The following is a 19,297-nucleotide window of genomic DNA, read 5'->3' on the forward strand; positions in this document are numbered from 1 at the left end:
ATGATATCTCTCAAGTTCAATTCGCCCATTTTTATCATATATTTGTGAGCATGAAGTCGAATTAATATCAATATTCACGTAAACTATCTTCCTATGAAAAATGTAAAATTTATGCTGGTTGCAGGATTATGTCTCCTGTTGGGTACGAGTGTAAATGCCCAAAAAGTAAAAGTAGTTTCAGGCAGCTTTGCCAGTCTGAAAGGTCAAACATCGCTGAATGTTGAATTCAATTACGACGGAATGACCGTTGGAAAGGAAAACGAAGATGCCTACATAAAAAGAACCATTGAAGCGAAAAACAAAGCGAAAGCAGGTGATGGCGATGCATGGGTTACAAAATGGAAAGATGATCGCACGAACAGGTATCAACCTGAATTTCTCAAGTACCTGAATAGCGTTATCGGTAAAAAAGGAATAACCGCAAGCGAAGGTGCTGCAGATGCCAGGTACAAATTGATTGTAAAAACACTGGTTATTGAACCCGGATTATACACAGGTATAAGCTATGCAGAAAAGCCTACATGGATAAACACAATTATAACACTTGTAGATGATAGCGGCTCTGAACTTGCAAAAGTAACCATTGACAAATGCCAGGGCGAAGCGTTTTCGTATGCTAATTATGACATCGGATTGCGTATCAGTATTGCTTATGGAAATACAGGCAGAACTATTGGTAAACTTATTGCGAAAGCGGTAAAATAAAGTCGCATGTTACAACCGGTTTATCGGTTCAACTTTAAAAAGTCAAGAATTCAAGTACTGATTTTAATAAACTAAAGATGCCTGCTAAATGAAGCAGGCATCTTTTTTATCAGCAATAAATTCGTTTCTTTACAAAAAATACACATCGTGAACAAAGAATTTCAAATACAGGTTTCACCTGAAACTGCAGCAGACGCTGATGCATTAAAAATGCATGTTGCGGAAACAACAGGTATTGATATTGAGGAAATACGGCATATTGAAATCATTAAAAAATCAATCGACGCCAGACAAAGAACGATTAAGATTAATTTAAAAATCCACGTTTACATTGATGAAGACTTTGAGGAAATAAGCGTAGTGCTTCCCGAATATAAAGACGTAACAAATGCCCGTGAAATAATTATTGTGGGTGCCGGACCTGCAGGACTCTTTGCGGCGTTGAAGTGTATTGAAAAAGGTCTGAAGCCCATCATTATTGAACGTGGAAAAGACGTAAAATCAAGGGTTGCCGATATAAAAGCAATCAACCTCGATGGCTTTGTTAACGAGGATTCTAATTATTGCTTTGGCGAAGGAGGCGCAGGAACTTTTTCAGACGGCAAGCTGTATACACGGTCAAAAAAGCGTGGTGAAACAAACCGCATACTCGAGCTCTTAGTAGGATTTGGCGCAACAAAAGAAATTACGGTTGATTCACACCCGCATATTGGAACGAACAAATTGCCGGGTATCATTTCAAATATCCGTGAATGTATTATTGCGCACGGCGGGATTGTTCACTTCAATTCAAGAGTAACGGATATTATTATCAAAAACAATGAGGTTGCCGGCGTTAAAATTCATAACGGAACGATTGTTAATGCCACAAAACTTATACTGGCAACCGGACATTCGGCACGCGATATGTTCGAATTGCTTCACAGCAAAGGAATCGCAATCATTGCTAAACCATTTGCGCTGGGTGTAAGAGTTGAGCATCCGCAAAGTATCATTGATAAAATTCAGTATAAGCAAGAAGAAAGAGGACTGTTTCTGCCTCCTTCGTCATATAATATTGTACGGCAAATCAACAACCGTGGCGTGTATTCTTTTTGCATGTGCCCGGGTGGTGTAATTGCACCATGTGCCACAAAAAATGGCGAAATTGTGACCAATGGCTGGTCGCCATCACGAAGGGATATGCCTTATGCAAATTCAGGCGTTGTTGTAGAACTGAATCTCGGAGATTTTAAGCAGTTTGAGAGTCAGGGAGCACTTGCTGCTATGGCTTTTCAACAGAGCATAGAACAAAAAGCCTGGCACGAGGGAGGCAAAACACAGAAAGCGCCGGCCCAGCGGCTTGTTGATTTTGTCAGTGGCAAGCAATCACTAAACTTGCGGGAAACGTCCTATAAACCGGGAATTACTTCAGTTGAATTAAAGAGTATCTTCCCTGCCCCCATTCATCAGGCTTTGAAAGAAGGTTTTAAAGAATTCGAAAAAGCTATGAAAGGTTATCTTACGGAAGAAGCCGTTGTGCTTGCACCCGAATCGCGCACTTCATCGCCGGTGCGTATTCCAAGAGATTCTGAAACACTTGAGCATATTTCAATAAAAGGATTATACCCCTGTGGTGAAGGTGCCGGTTATGCCGGAGGCATTGTATCAGCAGCCATCGACGGCGAACGATGCGCAGACAAATGTGTGGAAACGCTGATATACTGATATTAATTATTATAAATATTAAGAAGGTTCTTATTATTTTTGTCAATGCACACACTGATTCTAAACCGGTAATAATATGAAATTTGTAAATGAATTTAAAGACTTCGCCTCAAAAGGCAATATCGTTGATTTGGCAGTCGGTATCGTTATTGGCGGTGCCTTCGGAAAAATTGTTTCATCCATCGTAGCCGATATCATCATGCCTCCACTCGGGCTTCTTATCGGAGGTGTGAATTTCACCGACCTGAAGTTCATTATCAAGGCCGGAGCGGTTGATGCGGCAGGCAAAGCTATTCCAGCAGTAACATTGAATTACGGGAATTTTCTTCAGACATTATTCGATTTTCTGATTATTGCATTTGCCATGTTTCTGGTGGTAAAAGCTATGATGAAACTTAAAAAGAAACAGGAAACTGCTCCCGCGGCACCAGCAGCACCAACAGCTTCCGAAAAACTGCTCGAAGAAATCCGCGATACGCTGAAAGAAAAAAAGTAGGTGTGTTATTGTTAGAAAGGATAACCGATTCCAAGGTTTCCGATTACGAGCAACCTGTTTGAGTTGTCCCACATCCAGCGTTGTTTTTCAGGCATGGCGGGGTCTTTGAGAACTACTGCCCCGTCGAGACGTACCACGAAAAAACCAAAATTCAGACGAGCGCCCAAGCCACCATCCAGCGCAACTTGCCCAAGAAACTTCTGTACGTTGAACTCCGCATTTTTAAAATTATCACTTTTTTTGCGCAGCCATATATTGCCGGCATCCAGAAAAATAGCGCCATTCAAAATTTTATATATTGGGAAACGGTACTCCAGATTGGCTTCTAACCCAATATCTCCGGTGCGGTCAAATTGCAGGAGGGTTGTATCGACCGATTTGTAGGCGCCCGGTCCCAGCGTTTTCAGGCGCCAACCGCGCATACTGTTGGCACCGCCCATATAAAAACTTTTCTCAAACGGCAGTGTGTTGAATTTATTGAGCGGAAAACCAATACCCGCAGCAGCCCTGCAAACCAGTGTATTCTTCGCATCGAACATATGATAAAACCTGAAATCAGTATACAGTCTCGCATACTGTGAATACGGAATATCACTTACCGAATAACTGCCCGGCTCACCCTTGGCATAACTGTAAGCCCAGAACAAAAGTCCTGCGAGTTCTGCGTCGGTTCTGAAATAAATAAAATCAGACACCTTGTTTAACTGCTGCGTATTGTAAATATAACTGTATTTCAGTGCAGTTATCAAATGGTCTTTATAACTGTTTTTTAAAATACGGTCCTGAAGCGCTTCAATTTTAGCGGAGAAGGTGCTGTCAGGAAAAATCTTCACCATATTCACCTCAAAAGGAGTAAAAATATGCGATTTATAATCAGATTCATTCCACTCATAGGCAAAACTCCCTTTCACAATGTAACGGGTGTAATCAGGTCGTTTCTGATAATTATACCCTGTGTTGATGGATGTGCGTGGTCTGAATGATTTTGAAAACCGTTCCTGCGGAATGGGTATCAGAAAACGATTGAACGCTATACCTGTTTCAATGCCATACTCAATGGTGTTAAAGAAAGGAAGCTTTTTAAGAGCCGGATCTGTTTTGCTGCCGAAATTTAGTTTCTGGATTTCTACAGCTCCATTAACCCGAATTTTAAATACCTCAGCACCTCGCAGCAAATTCTTGTTTTCGTAAATCAAACCTGTTGACAGACCAAGTTCTCCACCGGTGTTCGTTGTAACCACATCAACAGAGAACGCCTGAAGCGGCGCCCTGGTAAGCAAAATGGAACAGTCAATTAATTTGCGCGTTGAATCAGGTACTTCATTAAAAAGAATATTCACATAGCGAAACATCCGGATAGCGCTCAACTGCCTGAATGTTCGTTCCACATCATTGACGGCATAATTCCATCCGGCATCAATATACACAGATTGCGTAACGCTTTTTGGTCTGATTTTAAGTTTACCGTGATAGATAAAATAATATACTTTGGGTGGTCTGTCTTTACGCCGGTGAGGTATCACCACGCATACAGTATCTGCAGGAAGGGTTTCATTACTGCGAACACTGTAGTTTGTATTTACATATACTCTGTTTACAAGGTACTGCACGTGCTTTCCGGGAGCGAGCGAATCGGGAAATTCAGCTAACCTGACAACCGGATTAGCGATTGATAATGTAAGGTCAAGCTTGTGTGAATTCAACGCACTATCTACCTCAAAACTGATATACTCCTTAGAGAAATAAAAATAGCCTTCATTCAATAATGCGCGTGTAAGCCGTTCGCGTTCGGCATCTATATCATCGGTATTGTAAATTACATTGGTTTTTATTTTACTGGCACTCAGTCCGCCGGAGACAATTTTATAAATCTCAGGGTCCGGAATATTGTATTTGACGGTACGAATAAAATATGGTTCGGCAGCATGAATACTGTAATGTACTTTTACCTTTTTTCTCTTTGGCTTATACTCAAATTCCCTGCTTACCTGTGAGTTAAAGTATCCATGATTATCGAGGTATTGCCTCATCATTTTTACGCTGTTATCATGCAGTGTCGTGTCCAGTATTACGGGCGGTTCACCAATGGTATTACGCAGCCACCGTTTGAATTTACTGTCGCGTTTTCCGGGTTTCGCCATATTATAAACCCTGAGATTAAAATACAGCCCGAAGGTTTTATGATTCGGAACCTGCTTGATAAACCCCGTGAATTCGTCGGGTGACGGTTTATTTTTATCAACGCTCAGGGTGTTTTTCACAAGAAGATACTCACCCGATGCAAGTTTTCTGGCAGGATTGCATGAAACCACTCCGAAAGCAGCAAGCAGTAAAAAGGTTATACGGAAGAGGCTTCGCTTCATCAGATTGAAAGGAGTATTACTACAAATTATTCATACCGTAATGCTTCAATCGGGTCGAGGCGCGCGGCTTTCATTGCCGGGTAAATACCCGACACCAATCCTACGCCCATACACAACAATATACCCGAAAATATCCAAAGCCATGGCACAACAAAAGCACTATCGAGCAACAACGACATTAAATTACCGGCCAAAATACCCAGAATAATTCCTAACAATCCGCCCAACTGCCCTATTACAATCGCCTCCATAAGGAACTGGTTGCGAATGGCCTGACTGGTGGCTCCCATCGCTTTTCGGATTCCAATCTCGCGGGTGCGCTCGGTTACAGAAACAAGCATGATATTCATCAAACCAATGGCTGCGCCGAGCAATGTAATTAAGCCAATGATGGTTGCCGCCAAAGTAACATATTGTATGTTGCCAAGCAGCATCTGCGCCAGATTATCACTTTTTTCAATTTCAAAATTTGCCGGATTTCCAACAAGAACTTTCCGGATAATGCGCATCAATCCGGTTGCCTCACCAATAGCAACATCCATGGATTGGGTATTGTTGACCATTACATTAACAGTAAACGAAAGTTCGGAACCGGAAACATATTGCCGCAAATTGGTGAGCGGAATCAAACAATTCTTATCTCCGCTGAACCCCATGCTGCTGCCCTTGGACTTCAAAATGCCAATCACTTTGAATTTATATGGACCAATTGAAATCGTTTTATCCAGAGGGCTGACGTTGCCCGGAAAAATTTTCTTCTGAATGTCGGTGCCGATAATTGCAGCATATGAACCATCGCGAACTTCTCGGGATGAAAAATTACGGCCTTCGGCAATCTCGGTACCGGACGTAAGCAAATAATTTTCATCAATGCCGATTACTGCAATATTCGGATCCGTTTTTTCAGATTCATACTTCAGCGTCGCAGTATGCGTGCCATGTGTAAATACTGAAATCACGCTCGGAAATGCAAATTTCTCTTTGAATTCCTGAGCCTCTTTAAATGAAATATTCCGGTAATCAATGCGGCTCTGCTCAGGACCACCATGGAAACGCATGGCGTGATTACGAATGCTGAATGTATTCGAACCCAGCCTTGCGAAGTTACTGCTAATAGATCCTTTAATTGATTCAATAGCAGTGAGTATCCCAACCAGAGCCATGATGCCAAAGGCAATAATCAGCATCGTCAGGATGGCGCGCAACAGCTGACTCTTAATAGATATCAGCGAAATTCGAAGATTCTCGGCAATCAGTAACGCCATTGATGTTCGGTTTTCTTTCTGCTACAACGCAAAAAGATTGATTCTGTTATAACCGAACAAAAATAGTAAAAAAGAATGCATATCAGCTTGCTAATACGCAATGGTCAGAAACAAATTTCATAAATTACTTTTTGTAACTTCTTTTCATGCTGCTAATGGTGGCATTCTTTGAATTTTACAAAAAAATGATGTAGGTTTGCGGTTCAAAATAACAGCAGTGGGCAAGCACATTTTTCGTATTTCCGTTTTCATTCTTTTTGCTGCTGCATGGGTATTGTCCATGAAAACAGGCAATGCCCAGAACAGCTTTGACAATAAATCCCGGGCGGAATATATTTTCGATATTACAAGATACGTTACCTGGCCAGAAGCATATGAAATAGACACCATGAAATTTGCCGTGCTGGCAAGAGATTCAGCCCTTGTATATGAATTGGAAAAATTGGCGAATCGGGTAAAAATAAACGGTAAGCCTGTGAAGATATTGCTATTCACCAGTTATTCGGAAATAATACCCGTGCAGGCGCTTTACCTGAATAAGGAAAGTAATTATGATATAGACAAGGTGCTCAGAGTTATCAAAGGAACAAGCACCTTGCTCATCAGCGAAAACTATGAATATCATAAATCAATGATTAACTTCATAATGTCTGATGGAAAGAAGCGTTTTGAAATTAATGAAGACCGCTTATACGAAGAGGATTTAACAGTAATACCGGCACTTCTGGCTCTTTCTGTAAATACACCTTCCGATTGGGAAGCACTTTACGAGAAGACCGATCAGGCACTGCAAAAAGAAAAACAGATTGTTGAGGAACAACAGGCAACAATCGAAAAACAAAAAGCTGAAATTGATGAAAAGGTGCGTCAGATTAAGGGAATGAATGATGAGATTGTTGAAAAACAAAGCAGAATAGACCAGCAGAACAACGATATACTTTTTCAGAAAAACAGACTGTACTCGCTGGTTACCGACATTTCTGAACAGCAAAAAGTATTACGCAATAAAACACTGGTACTTGATTCGCAGAATCAGGAAATTGACGCACAAAAAAACATTCTGAAACAGCAGGTTGATGAAATTTCCGGTCAGGAATTAAAAATTCAGGACCAAAAAACAGCCATGGTTCAGCAGCTTGAACGGATTCATATTCAAAGCCTCGCGCTGGCGTTATTTATCACATTGCTTGTTTTAATAATTATACTCGGATACTTTATTTGGCGTGCATACCGCATTAAAAAACAGGCGCACAGAGAACTTGAGGTGAAAAACAGGCTTATTGTGGCGCAAAATGCTGCCATTGAGCTTGAAAAAGATAAATCAGACCGGTTGCTGCTGAATATTCTGCCGGTGCGTGTGGCCAACGATTTGAAAATGAAGGGGCGCACCGACCCACAAGTGTTTCATAATGTATCCGTAATGTTTACCGATATTGTCGGATTTACAAAAGTTTCATCAGGATACGGCCCTCAGCGCCTCATAGACGAGTTGAATGAGTTATTTACCGCCTTTGACAATATCATGGAAACAAACGGTTGCGAACGCATAAAAACAATAGGCGATGCATACCTCGCCGTTTGTGGAATGCCGGTCGAAAACCCGCGTCACGCCGAGCGAATGACGCAAGCTGCCATGGATATTCTGGACTATCTGAACCACCGGAATGAAACTTCGGAAATAAAATGGAAGGTGCGCATTGGTGTTCATTCCGGTGATGTTGTAGGGGGCGTTGTGGGCGTTAAAAAATATATTTACGACGTATTCGGCGACACTATCAACACGGCATCACGCATGGAAAGCCACTCAGAACCTATGATGATAAATGTATCTGAACCAACTTACAGCATAATAAAAGACGCATTCATTATGGAAAAGCGTGAAGGTCTTCACGTAAAAGGAAAAGGAATGATGAATATGTACTTTCTTCGCGGAAAACGTTAGTTACACACCATTACGGTGGTACGATTCCCCACAGTAGCAGTTTGTCCGTCAACATTATTCAACTGTGAGCCACAATACTCTGCAGGACTGTCCTCGCTGATTTTCACACCGTCTTCGTATGTTACCCAACGGCAATTTTTACAATCATTTTTACACGAAACCAGCACAGTTACAGCCAGAACGGTAAATGCTAAAAAAAACAGTTTTCTCATGGACACGTATATTTTCGATACAAAAATAGCGAAATTTTTATTTCAACCTTCACCTTTTCCGCTTCGTAAATTCAGTCTATCTTTGCAAAAACTATCACATTGAACAACATTATAACTGATACCACTACGGAATTCATCGCTAAAACCTTTGCCGGAACAGAAGAACTGCTTGCCGGCGAACTCGCCGCTACAGGCGCAACAGACATTAGAATCCTGAAACGTGCGGTTGCCTTCAGCGGCACTACCGAGCACCTTTACCGGGCAAATTACACCTGTCGTACAGCTCTTCGCATTCTCAAACCTATTTTTATTTTTGATATTGAAACCGAAGAAGACCTTTACAAACAGATATACAGTCTGGCATGGGAAAAAATATTTTCACTGGAGCAGACCTTTGCCATCGATTCCTTTGTACATGAGTCAGTGCTAACGCATTCCCTGTATGTTTCCCTTAAAGCGAAAGACGCTATTGCCGACCATTTCCGCGATAATTGCGGAAAGCGTCCCTCGGTTGACACCAACCATCCCGATATCCGCATCAACCTGCATCTGGCAGCCAACAAGGTAACCCTGTCAATCGACAGTTCAGGCGAATCGCTGCATAAACGCGGCTACCGCATTGCACAAGGCCCCGCTCCCATCAGCGAAGCATTGGGTGCCGCATTGATAATGTTCACCGGATGGCACGGACAGTGTAACTTCTTTGACCCCATGTGCGGATCAGGTACGCTGGTTACCGAAGCGGCCATGATAGCCCAGAAAATTCCTGCAGGTTATTATCGCAGCAGCTTCGGATTCATGAACTGGAACGACTTCGACAAAGAGCTCTGGGAAAAAATAGTGGACGAAGAAAATGCGAAAATCTGCGAAAGCGATTGCGAAATACACGGTTCCGACAACTCACAACCGGCTCTTGACAACGCTATAAAGAATATTTCAAATGCACGGCTTCACCGCGACATTGAACTGCATCACACGGCCATGGCCGATTTCGACTTCCCTGAAGGACCCGGTATCATTGTTACCAATCCGCCTTATGGCGAACGTATGCAGGAAGAAGATCTGGTTGCGCTGTACCAAAGCATGGGCGACACTCTGAAGAAAAAATGCAACGGCTATGATGCATGGATTATTTCATCAGGGCTCGATGCATTTAAATTTCTTGGTCTGAAACCAACAAAAAAAATGACCCTTTACAACGGTCCGCTCGAATGCCGGTACGCATGTTTTTCTGTTTACGAAGGAAGCAAAAAAACTAAGTATAATGAAGCGGCATTGCCAGAATCCACTGAATCAACTGAAGGTGAAGGTCAAACTGAAGAATTGGGTCAGGAATAGAACCGACATCAATTTTTGATTCACTCTACAGATTTTATTTATATTTGTCACTCTTACTAACGGCGCTTCGTGTGCCACGAATACGCATGAACTGATGAAAAGAATCCCGTTTATTGCCGCATTACTGCTTGTTATTATTTGCAACATTTCAAAAGCGCAGGAAACCTTTCTGGATGTAAAGATATACACAGGATTCCGCATCACATCCCTCACGATTACACCTATAATCGGTAAATATGTCTTATTCGAAAACGACACACGAATAGCCGATGTTCTTAAAACAGGATCCGTTACACTGAAAGCTGATAGTGAAAAAGTTGCCGTTATCAGAAATGGCGAAACATTGGGAAAATTCACATCCATCGCCATTACAGGCGACGGAATGATTAACGCCATCAAAATCAAACCACTCAATACCACTGCCAAAGAACGTACCTATGATGATGACATCCGCGTAAGCGTAGTAAACGGCGCATTTCTCATCATCAATCACTGCGAACTCGAAGGTTACGTATCGGGCGTGGTTCAGAGCGAAGGCGGGGGCTCAGCCAAAGACGCAGAGTTTTTTTTGGTACAGTCAACAACATGCCGTACGTATGCTCTTAACAACATGAAAAAGCACATCAAAGATGGCTTCAATCTGTGCGACAGCGTGCATTGCCAGCTATATTCCGGCCGTTGTAAAAGCGTTGAAATACTTGCTGCAACCTACAAAACCGCCGGTGACGTTATCGTTGACAAAGACAAAAACATGATTTCGGCAGCCTTCCATTCCAACTCCGGAGGACAAACCATCAATTCAGAAGACCTTTGGAAAATACCTACCTCCTACCTGCGCTCGGTACAGGACACGTTTTCACTTGCAATGCCCGGTGCCTATTGGGAAAAGAGAAAACCCGTAACCGAGTGGCTCGATTATCTTCAGCACAAATACAACTACCCTGTGAACGACTCGGTAATGAAGCGTAAAGCACTCAACTTCCAGCAACCCGTGCGTATGGTCTATTTTGAAGACAGCATTCCATTGGCAAATATTCGCGCCGACCTTGGATTGCGCTCTACCTTCTTTTCTATATCAAAACAGGGCAGCGAAATTGTTTTCAAAGGACGGGGCTACGGACACGGCGTTGGACTGAGCCAACAAGGCGCCATGCGTATGTCGCAACTTGGATATACCTACCGCGACATCATCCGTTTTTATTACAAAGATGTGGATATCGTTCCCTACGAATCCCTGCAGGGCAAATAATTCCACATCATAAAATCTCATCCTTTTACACCCGTTACATATCTCAACGAATATTTGTAATATTGCAAAGACTCATGCCGGAATCAGGCTTCGCATTCCGGTTTGCAATAAAAAAATATGAAACCTCTGAAAAATATTCCGGGTCGGATACTTAAAAAATCATGGTCGTTTATTAAAACCATCCTTATTGAAGTCATGATTATCGTGAGCTTTATGGTGGTGATTAATAATTATATCGGAAAACCGGAAAACAACATAAATGCCGACGGCGTTGGATATTATGATTACCTGCCATCCATTTTTATACATCATGATTTTATCCGTAAGAATGCAACGACAGATAAAAATCCGTTGTTGTACAAACGTGTCGATAATTTCGGAGGTTACGTGCCCTACGGAAACTTCAAGGTAAATAAGTATACCTGTGGAACCGCACTGCTGCAGCTGCCATTTTTTATTGCAGCACGTCAAACAGCTACCTTAGAAAGAAATTTTAACGATGGCTTTCAAATGCCGTTTCAGCGAGGCGTTAGAGTAGCTGCCCTTTTTTATCTCTTCCTTAGTTTGTTCTTCTTAAAGAAAACACTGAAACTCTTTGATATTAAAATCTGGGTAATCGCCCTGATGCAATTGTTGTTAGTATTTGCTACGGGGGTTTCACATTACGCCAATTATGACGCGGCATTCAGTCATATTTACTCTTTGTTTGCCATAATGGTTTTTTCGTATTTTGTCAAATCATTTTTTAAAAGCCACAGCGCACGCGATATTATTTTAGCCTGTATGATGCTCGGATTAATCATAATTTTACGACAGATTAACTTTATCATCATACTCTTCATCCCTTTTCTTGCCGGTTCTTCTGCCGTATTTAAAGCAGGCATGAGAAGTTTATTTAAAAAGCCGGCAGCACTTGCAATCGGGATTCTTTCAGCTGCTGCCGTAGTTTTTATTCAGTGTCTGGCCTGGTACGCACAAACGGGAAGTTTTATATTATACTCCTATCAGGGCGAAGGATTTAACTTCGCACATCCCGAAATCATCAACGTACTGTTTAGTTTCCAGAAAGGCTTGTTTGTTTACACTCCTGTACTGATTATTTCACTCTTCGGTCTCGCCTGGCTGGCATACAAACGGCTGTTTTATCAGCTTCTGAGCTGGCTGGCATTCTTCCTGATTCTGACTTATGTACTGGCATCATGGCACAACTGGTACTATGGCTCCAGCTTCGGACTCAGAGCCTACATCGACTTTTACGCGGTGTTCTTCATTCTGTTTGCAATATTTCTCAATGGTATAGGAACAATTATGAAAGTAATCATTGCCCTGATCAGCCTGATAACGATTCCTGTAAACATCATCCAAACATACCAGTATAAAGTTTTCATACTGCACTGGTATGAAATGGATTATTCAAAATACAAAAAAGTATTTTTAAGGACAGACACACGGTTCAGAGGATGGTTGTGGAAAAGAAGTATTGCCGACGACGCTTTTCAGACGTTGAAAGAAATCAGAATCGACAGTGCTGATGCTCCTGTCAATACCGAGAAATTGATTTACAAACTTAAATCCAAAGAATTTCCGCAGTTTGATAAGGCGAGTATTTTACAAATTAAGGCCGATAATGGATTTGACGCGGATAACAATGCCAAAGTCCTGGTAAGCATTAATGATACCGCCATCGGAAAAAATTATTACTGGTACGACCCCTATTTTATTTCATATTGCGAGAAAAATACAGGCGAATGGCAAACCGGCGTGTTTAATTACGAGCTTCCGGTTATAAACGATACAGCAGAAAAAACACTTGAGATTAAACTGTGCTCCAAAAACCAACATGATGTGCTTAAAAATATCCGGATAAAATTCCTCGGTCCGAAGCCCTGATTTCAGTCTTATTAAAACTATTATTGAACGCAGTATTGACACTCTGATTACAGCTTCCATCCCTATTTCAAATAACAAAGAGCGAAAATATCCGACATTCTCGTGCTTATGCATATTAACGCCCGTTAATTTAAATTAACGTATCTTTACAACAAAAAAGAGAATCTATGATACACTGGAACAGGTTTCCCCTGCTCCGCGTGCTCATTCCGTTTATCGGCGGTGTGGGTGCCGCTTTAAGCATGGACAGGTCGTTTCATATTCACATTGCGGTATTTATTGTGCTCGCGTTTTTTTGCGGCCTGTTTTCATTGTTTGCCTACAAATGGGTGCAGTATCGACAGCGTTGGATATTCGGCCTTGCAGTTACCATTTTCTTTTTGCTGTGCGGATTCGAGATAACGATGCAGCGCACCGCTAAATTCAACGCCGGTTTCCCGGAAAAAATCAGCGAGCAATCCCGCTTTTTGGCGATGCGCATAACAGAGCCGATATCCGTAAAGGAAAAATCATGCAAGGCAGTGGTTGAATTACTGGCGATAAGCGATAGTAACGGTCCGCAAAAAGCACTTCAATGGCACGTTATCAAGTGCAATGCCATCGCTTATGTTGCAAAAGACAGCATGGCTGAACAGCTGAAATACGGTGACATCATTTTGGCAGATGCACCGCTCAAGGAAGTTGCCCCGCCGCAAAATCCCTATCAGTACGACTACAAAAGCTATCTTGCGCGCAAAGGTGTGTATCATCAGGTTTACATCCGTAATAATAAGTGGCGCATGCTCAGTCGTGGGCACACGAATCCCATCTATAAATTATCGTACAGTGCACGCGACAGACTGCTTTCTATTTTTGAAAACAACAACCTTGCAGGACGCGAATATGCCGTTATCAGTGCATTGCTGATTGGTTATACCGACAAAATCGACCCTGAGCTGATGAAAGATTACTCAGGAACTGGTGCCATACATATTCTGAGTGTTTCGGGAATGCATGTCGGCGTTGTGTTCGTGGTGATGAATCTGTTGCTCTTTTTTCTCGACAAAAATAAATACCTGAGAATACTAAAAGGCTTGCTGTTATTGGCATTTATATGGTTCTATGCCATGATTACCGGACTTTCGCCCTGCATACTCCGCGCCGCAGCAACCTTCAGTTTTATCATTATTGGCAGGGTAACACAGCAGCAGTCAAACATTTATAACACACTGGCCGCATCCATTCTGTGCCTGCTCATAGTAAATCCATATTTCATTACCGATGTAGGCTTTCAGCTCTCCTACCTCGCCGTAATTGGTATTGTCGCCATCTATGAACCCATATATAAATTATGGCGACCACGATATAAACTGATTGAAAAAATCTGGTCACTGATTGCGGTGTCAATTACCGCGCAGCTCGCCACGTTTCCACTGGCATTACTCTACTTCCACCAGTTTCCGAATTATTTTCTTGCAACAAACCTCATTGCTGTTCCATTATCAACAGTTATTATATATTGCGGAATGGGCGTTGTCGGATGTTCGTTTTTCCCCTGGCTTTCCGCCTGGCTCGGAAAAATTACGTCATGGCTTATTTGGTTAATGAACACTATGCTTCACCACCTGGAAAGCCTTCCGCACGCGGTATCCAGAGGACTCGTAATAAACACCTTTGAAATGGTAATGCTGTATGCCGCCATTGTACTGCTGTTCATGTGGCTTATGTCAAAGAAGAACAACCTACTTGCGGCAACATTCATTTTATTCATTGGTCTGGCGTGTTCCTTTACATGGCGTAATTATGCTCACCATACTCAACGTGCAATGATTGTTTACAGCGTCGCTAAAAGTGCCGGTGCCGATCTTATTCATGGAAACACGACTTACTTTATAGCCGATACAGGTCTTATCAATGACCCGTCTAAGCAGGATTTCAGCATACAGGGAAACCGCTGGCATCGGGGCATAAAACAAATACGTTCGCTTCAATCAGTCACAACAAATTTCCCCGATAATGAACCCATATACTGCCGAAATAATTTTCTGAATTTCTGCGGCAAGCGTATTGCACTGCTCAACAGCTGCACTTCCAACACAAAAAAAATAAAAATCGATTACCTTCTTATCACAGCCAATATTGATATAAAAATGAATGAAATCCTTGCGCAGTATGAGCCAGGCCTCATAATACTGTGCTCCGCTGTGTCAAACAAAAAAGCGAGACAATGGCAAAACGAATGCAAAAAAGCGAGCGTTCCTTGCTATTCCGTAATAAACTCCGGTGCATTTGTGGCAGAATTTTAACTTTGCACTCAGCACACATAGATGGAACGCACAGAAGCACTCATACGAAAACAGTTCAGCTACACGCCTACGCCCGGTCAGGAAACCCTGATACCCAACCTCGCACGCTTCCTGGAAACAGATAAACACAACCCGGTATTCATACTCAAAGGATATGCCGGCACCGGTAAAACCACTATAGTGAGTGCGCTGGTGAATATGATTCACCTTATCGGGAAAAAAGCGGTGCTGCTTGCTCCCACAGGCAGAGCGGCAAAAGTATTCAGCGGATATTCAGGCAAACAGGCGCTCACCATACATAAAAAAATATACAGGGTGAGCACTGCCAAAGACGGTTCTGTAGTAATGGCACGACAACTCAATTTGCATCGCAACGCGCTGTTCATTGTTGATGAAGCATCTATGATTGCAACTGACACAAAATCATCAGGCGGTGAATTATTTGCCAGTTATAACCTACTTGAGAATCTTATAGATTACGTATTCAGTGGCGAGAACTGCAGCCTGATGCTGGTAGGTGACACGGCACAATTGCCACCTGTTGGCCAGCAGGAAAGCCCCGCGCTTGAACATGCCTATATGAAGCGCACCTTTGACCTTACGGCAGGAGTTTTTGAATTGAGTGATGTGGTAAGGCAGGCTTCCGATTCGGGAATACTCGCCAATGCAACACTGCTGCGTAATGCAATTAAGAAAAACAAAATCAGTTTGCCTTTGTTCAGAATTGGCGAACACAAGGATATTGTCAGGATTGGAGGTGCCGAACTCGAAGAGCTTCTGAATACTGAATTTGGAAATGATGACAAATCGGGTACAGTGGTGATTTGCCGGTCCAATAAACGTGCGAACCTTTTCAATCGTGAGATACGGTCGCGTGTTCTGTTTCATGAATCGGATATTGCAGCAGGCGATTTCATCATGGTGGTGAAGAATAATTATTTCTGGCTGCCGGAAACATCGGCGGCAGGCTTCATTGCCAACGGTGATATCATGGAGATTATGCGAATCCATAAAACCGAAACCTTGTACGGCTTTCAGTTTGCCGATGTAACAGCACGGCTTGTTGATTATCCCGACGAACCTGAAATTGAAGTCAAGCTGCTGCTGGATACCATAACATCCGAATCTCCTGCCCTGCCCTGGACCGAAAACCGACGGCTGTATGCAGAAGTTCTTGAGGATTACAAAGACACTGCATCAAAATTCAAGCGTCTACAAAAGGTCAAGACAAACCCTTATTTTAACGCGCTTCAGGTAAAATTTTCATACGCCCTCACCTGCCATAAAACTCAGGGCGGACAATGGAACACGGTGTTTATTGATCAGGGGTATTTTAAAGAAGACATGCTGAATGCCGAATACCTTCAATGGCTTTACACGGCACTTACCCGTGCAACGGGAAAGGTATATCTTGTGAATTTCAACGAGCTGTTTTTTATTGATTAAGAAAAGGCATATGTGAATGGTTACGAAACTCATTTCCTCTGTTCCAAAATAGGACACCCATAGCTACATAGCTTTACACATCATTGCCTGCGATCAATTTTCGTTGACAGCCCATGAACACGCTAGCCTTCCCAACAGTGTTTTTTTTCTTTGAACTTTTGCGCCCAAAAGTTCCAAAACGCTTTATTTTCCTTCGGAAATCAGTTTTTGCTGATTACTTTTTTAATAGCGTGACCCGCATTATAAAAATTTCGTACGTGAAACAAGGTTTATTATCAAGGGCGGGTCTGTGTAAGCAACCCTCAAGTCCGAATGCACAAAACTTCTATTATATAGAGTCCATTTGTGCTGTTTCGGACGGCTTGGGTTGCGTGATGATAATGAACCGTAGCTTTCACAGAAATTTTTATGCAGCGGAGACTTTTCTTTCGGTTCCTTTCTTTGGGTGGTGCCAAAGAAAGGAACATATTATAACTTCGTTTCATGCATCAGAACTCCCAAAGTTAAAAAGTATACCATAATCGCAAGGATTTACGAGGTATTTCGAAAAAGTGCGCAAAACAAAAAAGGACGGTACTCATCTGCATTATACCTTGCTTCCGGCAAGTAATCAACATGATGGCGTAATTACACGTAAATCCTCTAAGACAAGAAAAGGTTAACCTTCCAGCAACACCACGGCGTAAGCCGTCACACCTTCCTCGCGACCGATAAAGCCGAGCTTTTCAGAAGTTTTTGCTTTGACTGACACATTGCCCAACGGAATCAGCAGCAACTCTGCAAGTGATTGCCTGATGGCAGAAATATAGGCCGCCAGTTTCGGCTTTTCCAGTGTTACTGTGGTATCTACATTATTGATTGTATATCCGTTTTCACTGATTAGTTTTACTGTATAGCTTAGCAATACAGTACTGTCAATGTCTTTATATTCAGGATTGGTATCCGGAAAATGCGCGCCTATATCGCCCAAAGCGGCAGCACCTAAAAGCGCATCAATAATGGCATGTATAAGCACATCGGCATCGGAATGCCCCAGCAAACCCATAGTGTGCGGAATTTTCACTCCACCAAGAATAAAATCGCGCTTATCGGAAAGCCGGTGGGTATCAGACCCGAACCCGATGCGAATCGGCATTAGTCTTTGGATTTTTTCCCCTTCTTTTCGCCATCGCCGTTGTTGTTGCCTTTAACAGCATCAAAGTTGAACAAGAGCGTAAAGCGAAGTGTGTTTTCGAGCGGATTGCGCTGCTCAATAGGAATAAGATATGCGAAGTCGAGACCAAATACGCTGTAGCGTAAGCCTGCGCCTAAAGTGAAATATTTTCTGTTTCCTTTGGTAGCATGCTCGGCAAAGTAACCTCCTCTGACAGAAAATTGTTTATCATACCAATATTCCAGACCTACAGAGTAGGTAATTTCTTTCAGTTCTTCAGAGAAGCCACCCGGTGCATCGTAAAACGACTGCAACATACCCGTAACAATAGGCACATTAGGATCTTTGCCCTGAGCAATTATTTTATTGCCATTAACATCATACATATATTTTCCTGTACTGTCAAGCTGATAAACCGGAGGCGAGGGAACCAACAGTTTGTTGAAATCAACCATCACGGCAAGTGAGTTGAATTTATCGAAATTCATCAAAAACGACGGACCAATCCGCAGGTTGATAGGAATAAAGTCACGCTCAAGATTTTCGGTATACGATATTTTCGCACCAATATTAGAAATGTTGGCACCAAAGGCAAACTTCGATGCCATTTTACCCATTTTAAAAGGTTTCTGATAATACACGGAAACGTCGGCAGCACCGGTCTGTCCGGCTTTTGAAGCAGCACCTGCCACATAAATTCCTCCGGTAAGGTTTGAATAAATATAACGGAGCGCTATTCCTCCCGAAAAATTATCGGAGAATTTATAAGTATACGCCGCATCAACAGCAAATTCGTTCGGTTTGAATGAGCCTATTGTGCTTCCAATCTCATCGGTGAAGGTGATATTACCAAGAGAGAAATACAGCAGTGATGCTGCCAGTGTCTGCCTTTCATTGATTCTTTTATACACACCAAGATAGGCCAGATTAATATCGTTCACCAAACCGCGTAGCCAGGGGCTGTATGAAACTGACACACCAAAATCCTTGTCAATAAAAGCATATTTTGACGGGTTCCAATGCATGGAGTTCGCGTCGGGCGATGAAGAAACGCCTGCATCACCAAGTGCACCGCTGCGTGCATCGGGGGCAATCATAAGAAATGGGACGGCAGTAGTGATAGTATTGACCTTGTTTTTTAATATATCGCTAGTTTGTGAGCCTTGCGCGAAAACCGGAACAACAGCTATCAGCGCTACGAAGAATGCCAGAATATTTTTTCTCATTTTTGAATAACAGATAATTA

14 protein-coding genes are annotated in these 19,297 nt (G+C 42.4%); 9 read left to right on the forward strand and 5 right to left on the reverse strand.

Going from position 1 to position 19,297, the window contains the following annotated elements:
* Positions 1-93 precede the first annotated feature (93 nt).
* From WCM76_03865 to mscL, 3 genes are all read left to right on the forward strand, one after another.
* Positions 94-705 carry a hypothetical protein gene (locus tag WCM76_03865; protein ID MEI6764752.1) on the forward strand — a complete coding sequence of 204 codons (612 nt, stop codon included), beginning with the start codon at positions 94-96 and terminating at the stop codon, positions 703-705.
* Positions 706-852: 147 nt separating this feature from the next.
* Positions 853-2,412: an NAD(P)/FAD-dependent oxidoreductase gene (locus tag WCM76_03870; GenBank protein MEI6764753.1), complete on the forward strand. Its 1,560-nt coding sequence runs from the start codon at positions 853-855 to the stop codon at positions 2,410-2,412.
* Positions 2,413-2,488: 76 nt separating this feature from the next.
* On the forward strand, positions 2,489-2,908 hold the full coding sequence (gene mscL, locus WCM76_03875; GenBank protein MEI6764754.1) for a large-conductance mechanosensitive channel protein MscL: 420 nt from the start codon (positions 2,489-2,491) through the stop codon (positions 2,906-2,908).
* Positions 2,909-2,919: 11 nt separating this feature from the next.
* Here mscL and WCM76_03880 read toward each other — a convergent pair whose 3' ends face one another.
* Entirely contained in the window at positions 2,920-5,271 is a 2,352-nt protein-coding gene (locus tag WCM76_03880; protein MEI6764755.1) for a BamA/TamA family outer membrane protein, read from the reverse strand.
* Positions 5,272-5,297: 26 nt separating this feature from the next.
* Entirely contained in the window at positions 5,298-6,536 is a 1,239-nt protein-coding gene (locus WCM76_03885; protein ID MEI6764756.1) for an ABC transporter permease, read from the reverse strand.
* A gap of 196 nt (positions 6,537-6,732) precedes the next feature.
* Here WCM76_03885 and WCM76_03890 point away from each other — a divergent pair, with 196 nt between their 5' ends.
* The gene (locus tag WCM76_03890) at positions 6,733-8,478 is read left to right on the forward strand and encodes a YfiR/HmsC family protein (protein MEI6764757.1); all 1,746 of its coding nucleotides are present in this window, start codon (positions 6,733-6,735) and stop codon (positions 8,476-8,478) included.
* Here WCM76_03890 and WCM76_03895 read toward each other — a convergent pair.
* The gene (locus WCM76_03895) at positions 8,475-8,690 is read right to left on the reverse strand and encodes a hypothetical protein (GenBank protein MEI6764758.1); all 216 of its coding nucleotides are present in this window, start codon (positions 8,688-8,690) and stop codon (positions 8,475-8,477) included. The genes WCM76_03890 and WCM76_03895 overlap by 4 nt on opposite strands.
* Before the next feature lie 99 nt (positions 8,691-8,789).
* Between WCM76_03895 and WCM76_03900 the strand changes: the two genes are divergently transcribed.
* The 5 genes from WCM76_03900 to WCM76_03920 all read left to right on the forward strand — a co-directional run bounded on the left by WCM76_03900 (position 8,790) and on the right by WCM76_03920 (position 16,898).
* Entirely contained in the window at positions 8,790-10,028 is a 1,239-nt protein-coding gene (locus WCM76_03900; GenBank protein MEI6764759.1) for a THUMP domain-containing protein, read from the forward strand.
* 94 nt (positions 10,029-10,122) lie between these two features.
* The gene (locus WCM76_03905) at positions 10,123-11,277 is read left to right on the forward strand and encodes a SpoIID/LytB domain-containing protein (GenBank protein ID MEI6764760.1); all 1,155 of its coding nucleotides are present in this window, start codon (positions 10,123-10,125) and stop codon (positions 11,275-11,277) included.
* Positions 11,278-11,394: 117 nt separating this feature from the next.
* Complete coding sequence (locus WCM76_03910; protein ID MEI6764761.1) at positions 11,395-13,167, forward strand: hypothetical protein; 1,773 nt, start codon at positions 11,395-11,397, stop codon at positions 13,165-13,167.
* Between the two features lie 167 nt (positions 13,168-13,334).
* Positions 13,335-15,452, forward strand: coding sequence for a ComEC/Rec2 family competence protein (locus tag WCM76_03915; protein ID MEI6764762.1), 2,118 nt, complete (start codon positions 13,335-13,337; stop codon positions 15,450-15,452).
* A 21-nt stretch (positions 15,453-15,473) separates the two neighbouring features.
* Positions 15,474-16,898 carry an AAA family ATPase gene (locus WCM76_03920; protein ID MEI6764763.1) on the forward strand — a complete coding sequence of 475 codons (1,425 nt, stop codon included), beginning with the start codon at positions 15,474-15,476 and terminating at the stop codon, positions 16,896-16,898.
* Between the two features lie 658 nt (positions 16,899-17,556).
* On the opposite strand, the gene ispF is transcribed toward WCM76_03920, so the two are convergent.
* The gene (gene ispF, locus WCM76_03925) at positions 17,557-18,033 is read right to left on the reverse strand and encodes a 2-C-methyl-D-erythritol 2,4-cyclodiphosphate synthase (protein MEI6764764.1); all 477 of its coding nucleotides are present in this window, start codon (positions 18,031-18,033) and stop codon (positions 17,557-17,559) included.
* Complete coding sequence (gene porV / locus WCM76_03930; GenBank protein ID MEI6764765.1) at positions 18,033-19,277, reverse strand: type IX secretion system outer membrane channel protein PorV; 1,245 nt, start codon at positions 19,275-19,277, stop codon at positions 18,033-18,035. Before porV ends, ispF begins: the two co-directional genes overlap by 1 nt.
* Positions 19,278-19,297: the final 20 nt, after the last annotated feature.

This window comes from Bacteroidota bacterium (assembly GCA_037133915.1).
Classification (GTDB): domain Bacteria; phylum Bacteroidota; class Bacteroidia; order Bacteroidales; family CAIWKO01; genus JBAXND01.

Excerpts from the sequence above, each read along its gene's own strand:
- WCM76_03865 (MEI6764752.1), top strand. The coding sequence starts at position 94 with ATGAAAAATGTAAAATTTATGCTGGTTGCAGGATTATGTCTCCTGTTG.
- mscL (MEI6764754.1), top strand. The coding sequence starts at position 2,489 with ATGAAATTTGTAAATGAATTTAAAGACTTCGCCTCAAAAGGCAATATC.
- WCM76_03880 (MEI6764755.1), bottom strand. The coding sequence starts at position 5,271 with ATGAAGCGAAGCCTCTTCCGTATAACCTTTTTACTGCTTGCTGCTTTC.
- WCM76_03885 (MEI6764756.1), bottom strand. The coding sequence starts at position 6,536 with ATGGCGTTACTGATTGCCGAGAATCTTCGAATTTCGCTGATATCTATT.
- WCM76_03895 (MEI6764758.1), bottom strand. The coding sequence starts at position 8,690 with ATGAGAAAACTGTTTTTTTTAGCATTTACCGTTCTGGCTGTAACTGTG.
- WCM76_03905 (MEI6764760.1), top strand. The coding sequence starts at position 10,123 with ATGAAAAGAATCCCGTTTATTGCCGCATTACTGCTTGTTATTATTTGC.
- WCM76_03910 (MEI6764761.1), top strand. The coding sequence starts at position 11,395 with ATGAAACCTCTGAAAAATATTCCGGGTCGGATACTTAAAAAATCATGG.
- WCM76_03915 (MEI6764762.1), top strand. The coding sequence starts at position 13,335 with ATGATACACTGGAACAGGTTTCCCCTGCTCCGCGTGCTCATTCCGTTT.
- WCM76_03920 (MEI6764763.1), top strand. The coding sequence starts at position 15,474 with ATGGAACGCACAGAAGCACTCATACGAAAACAGTTCAGCTACACGCCT.
- ispF (MEI6764764.1), bottom strand. The coding sequence starts at position 18,033 with ATGCCGATTCGCATCGGGTTCGGGTCTGATACCCACCGGCTTTCCGAT.
- porV (MEI6764765.1), bottom strand. The coding sequence starts at position 19,277 with ATGAGAAAAAATATTCTGGCATTCTTCGTAGCGCTGATAGCTGTTGTT.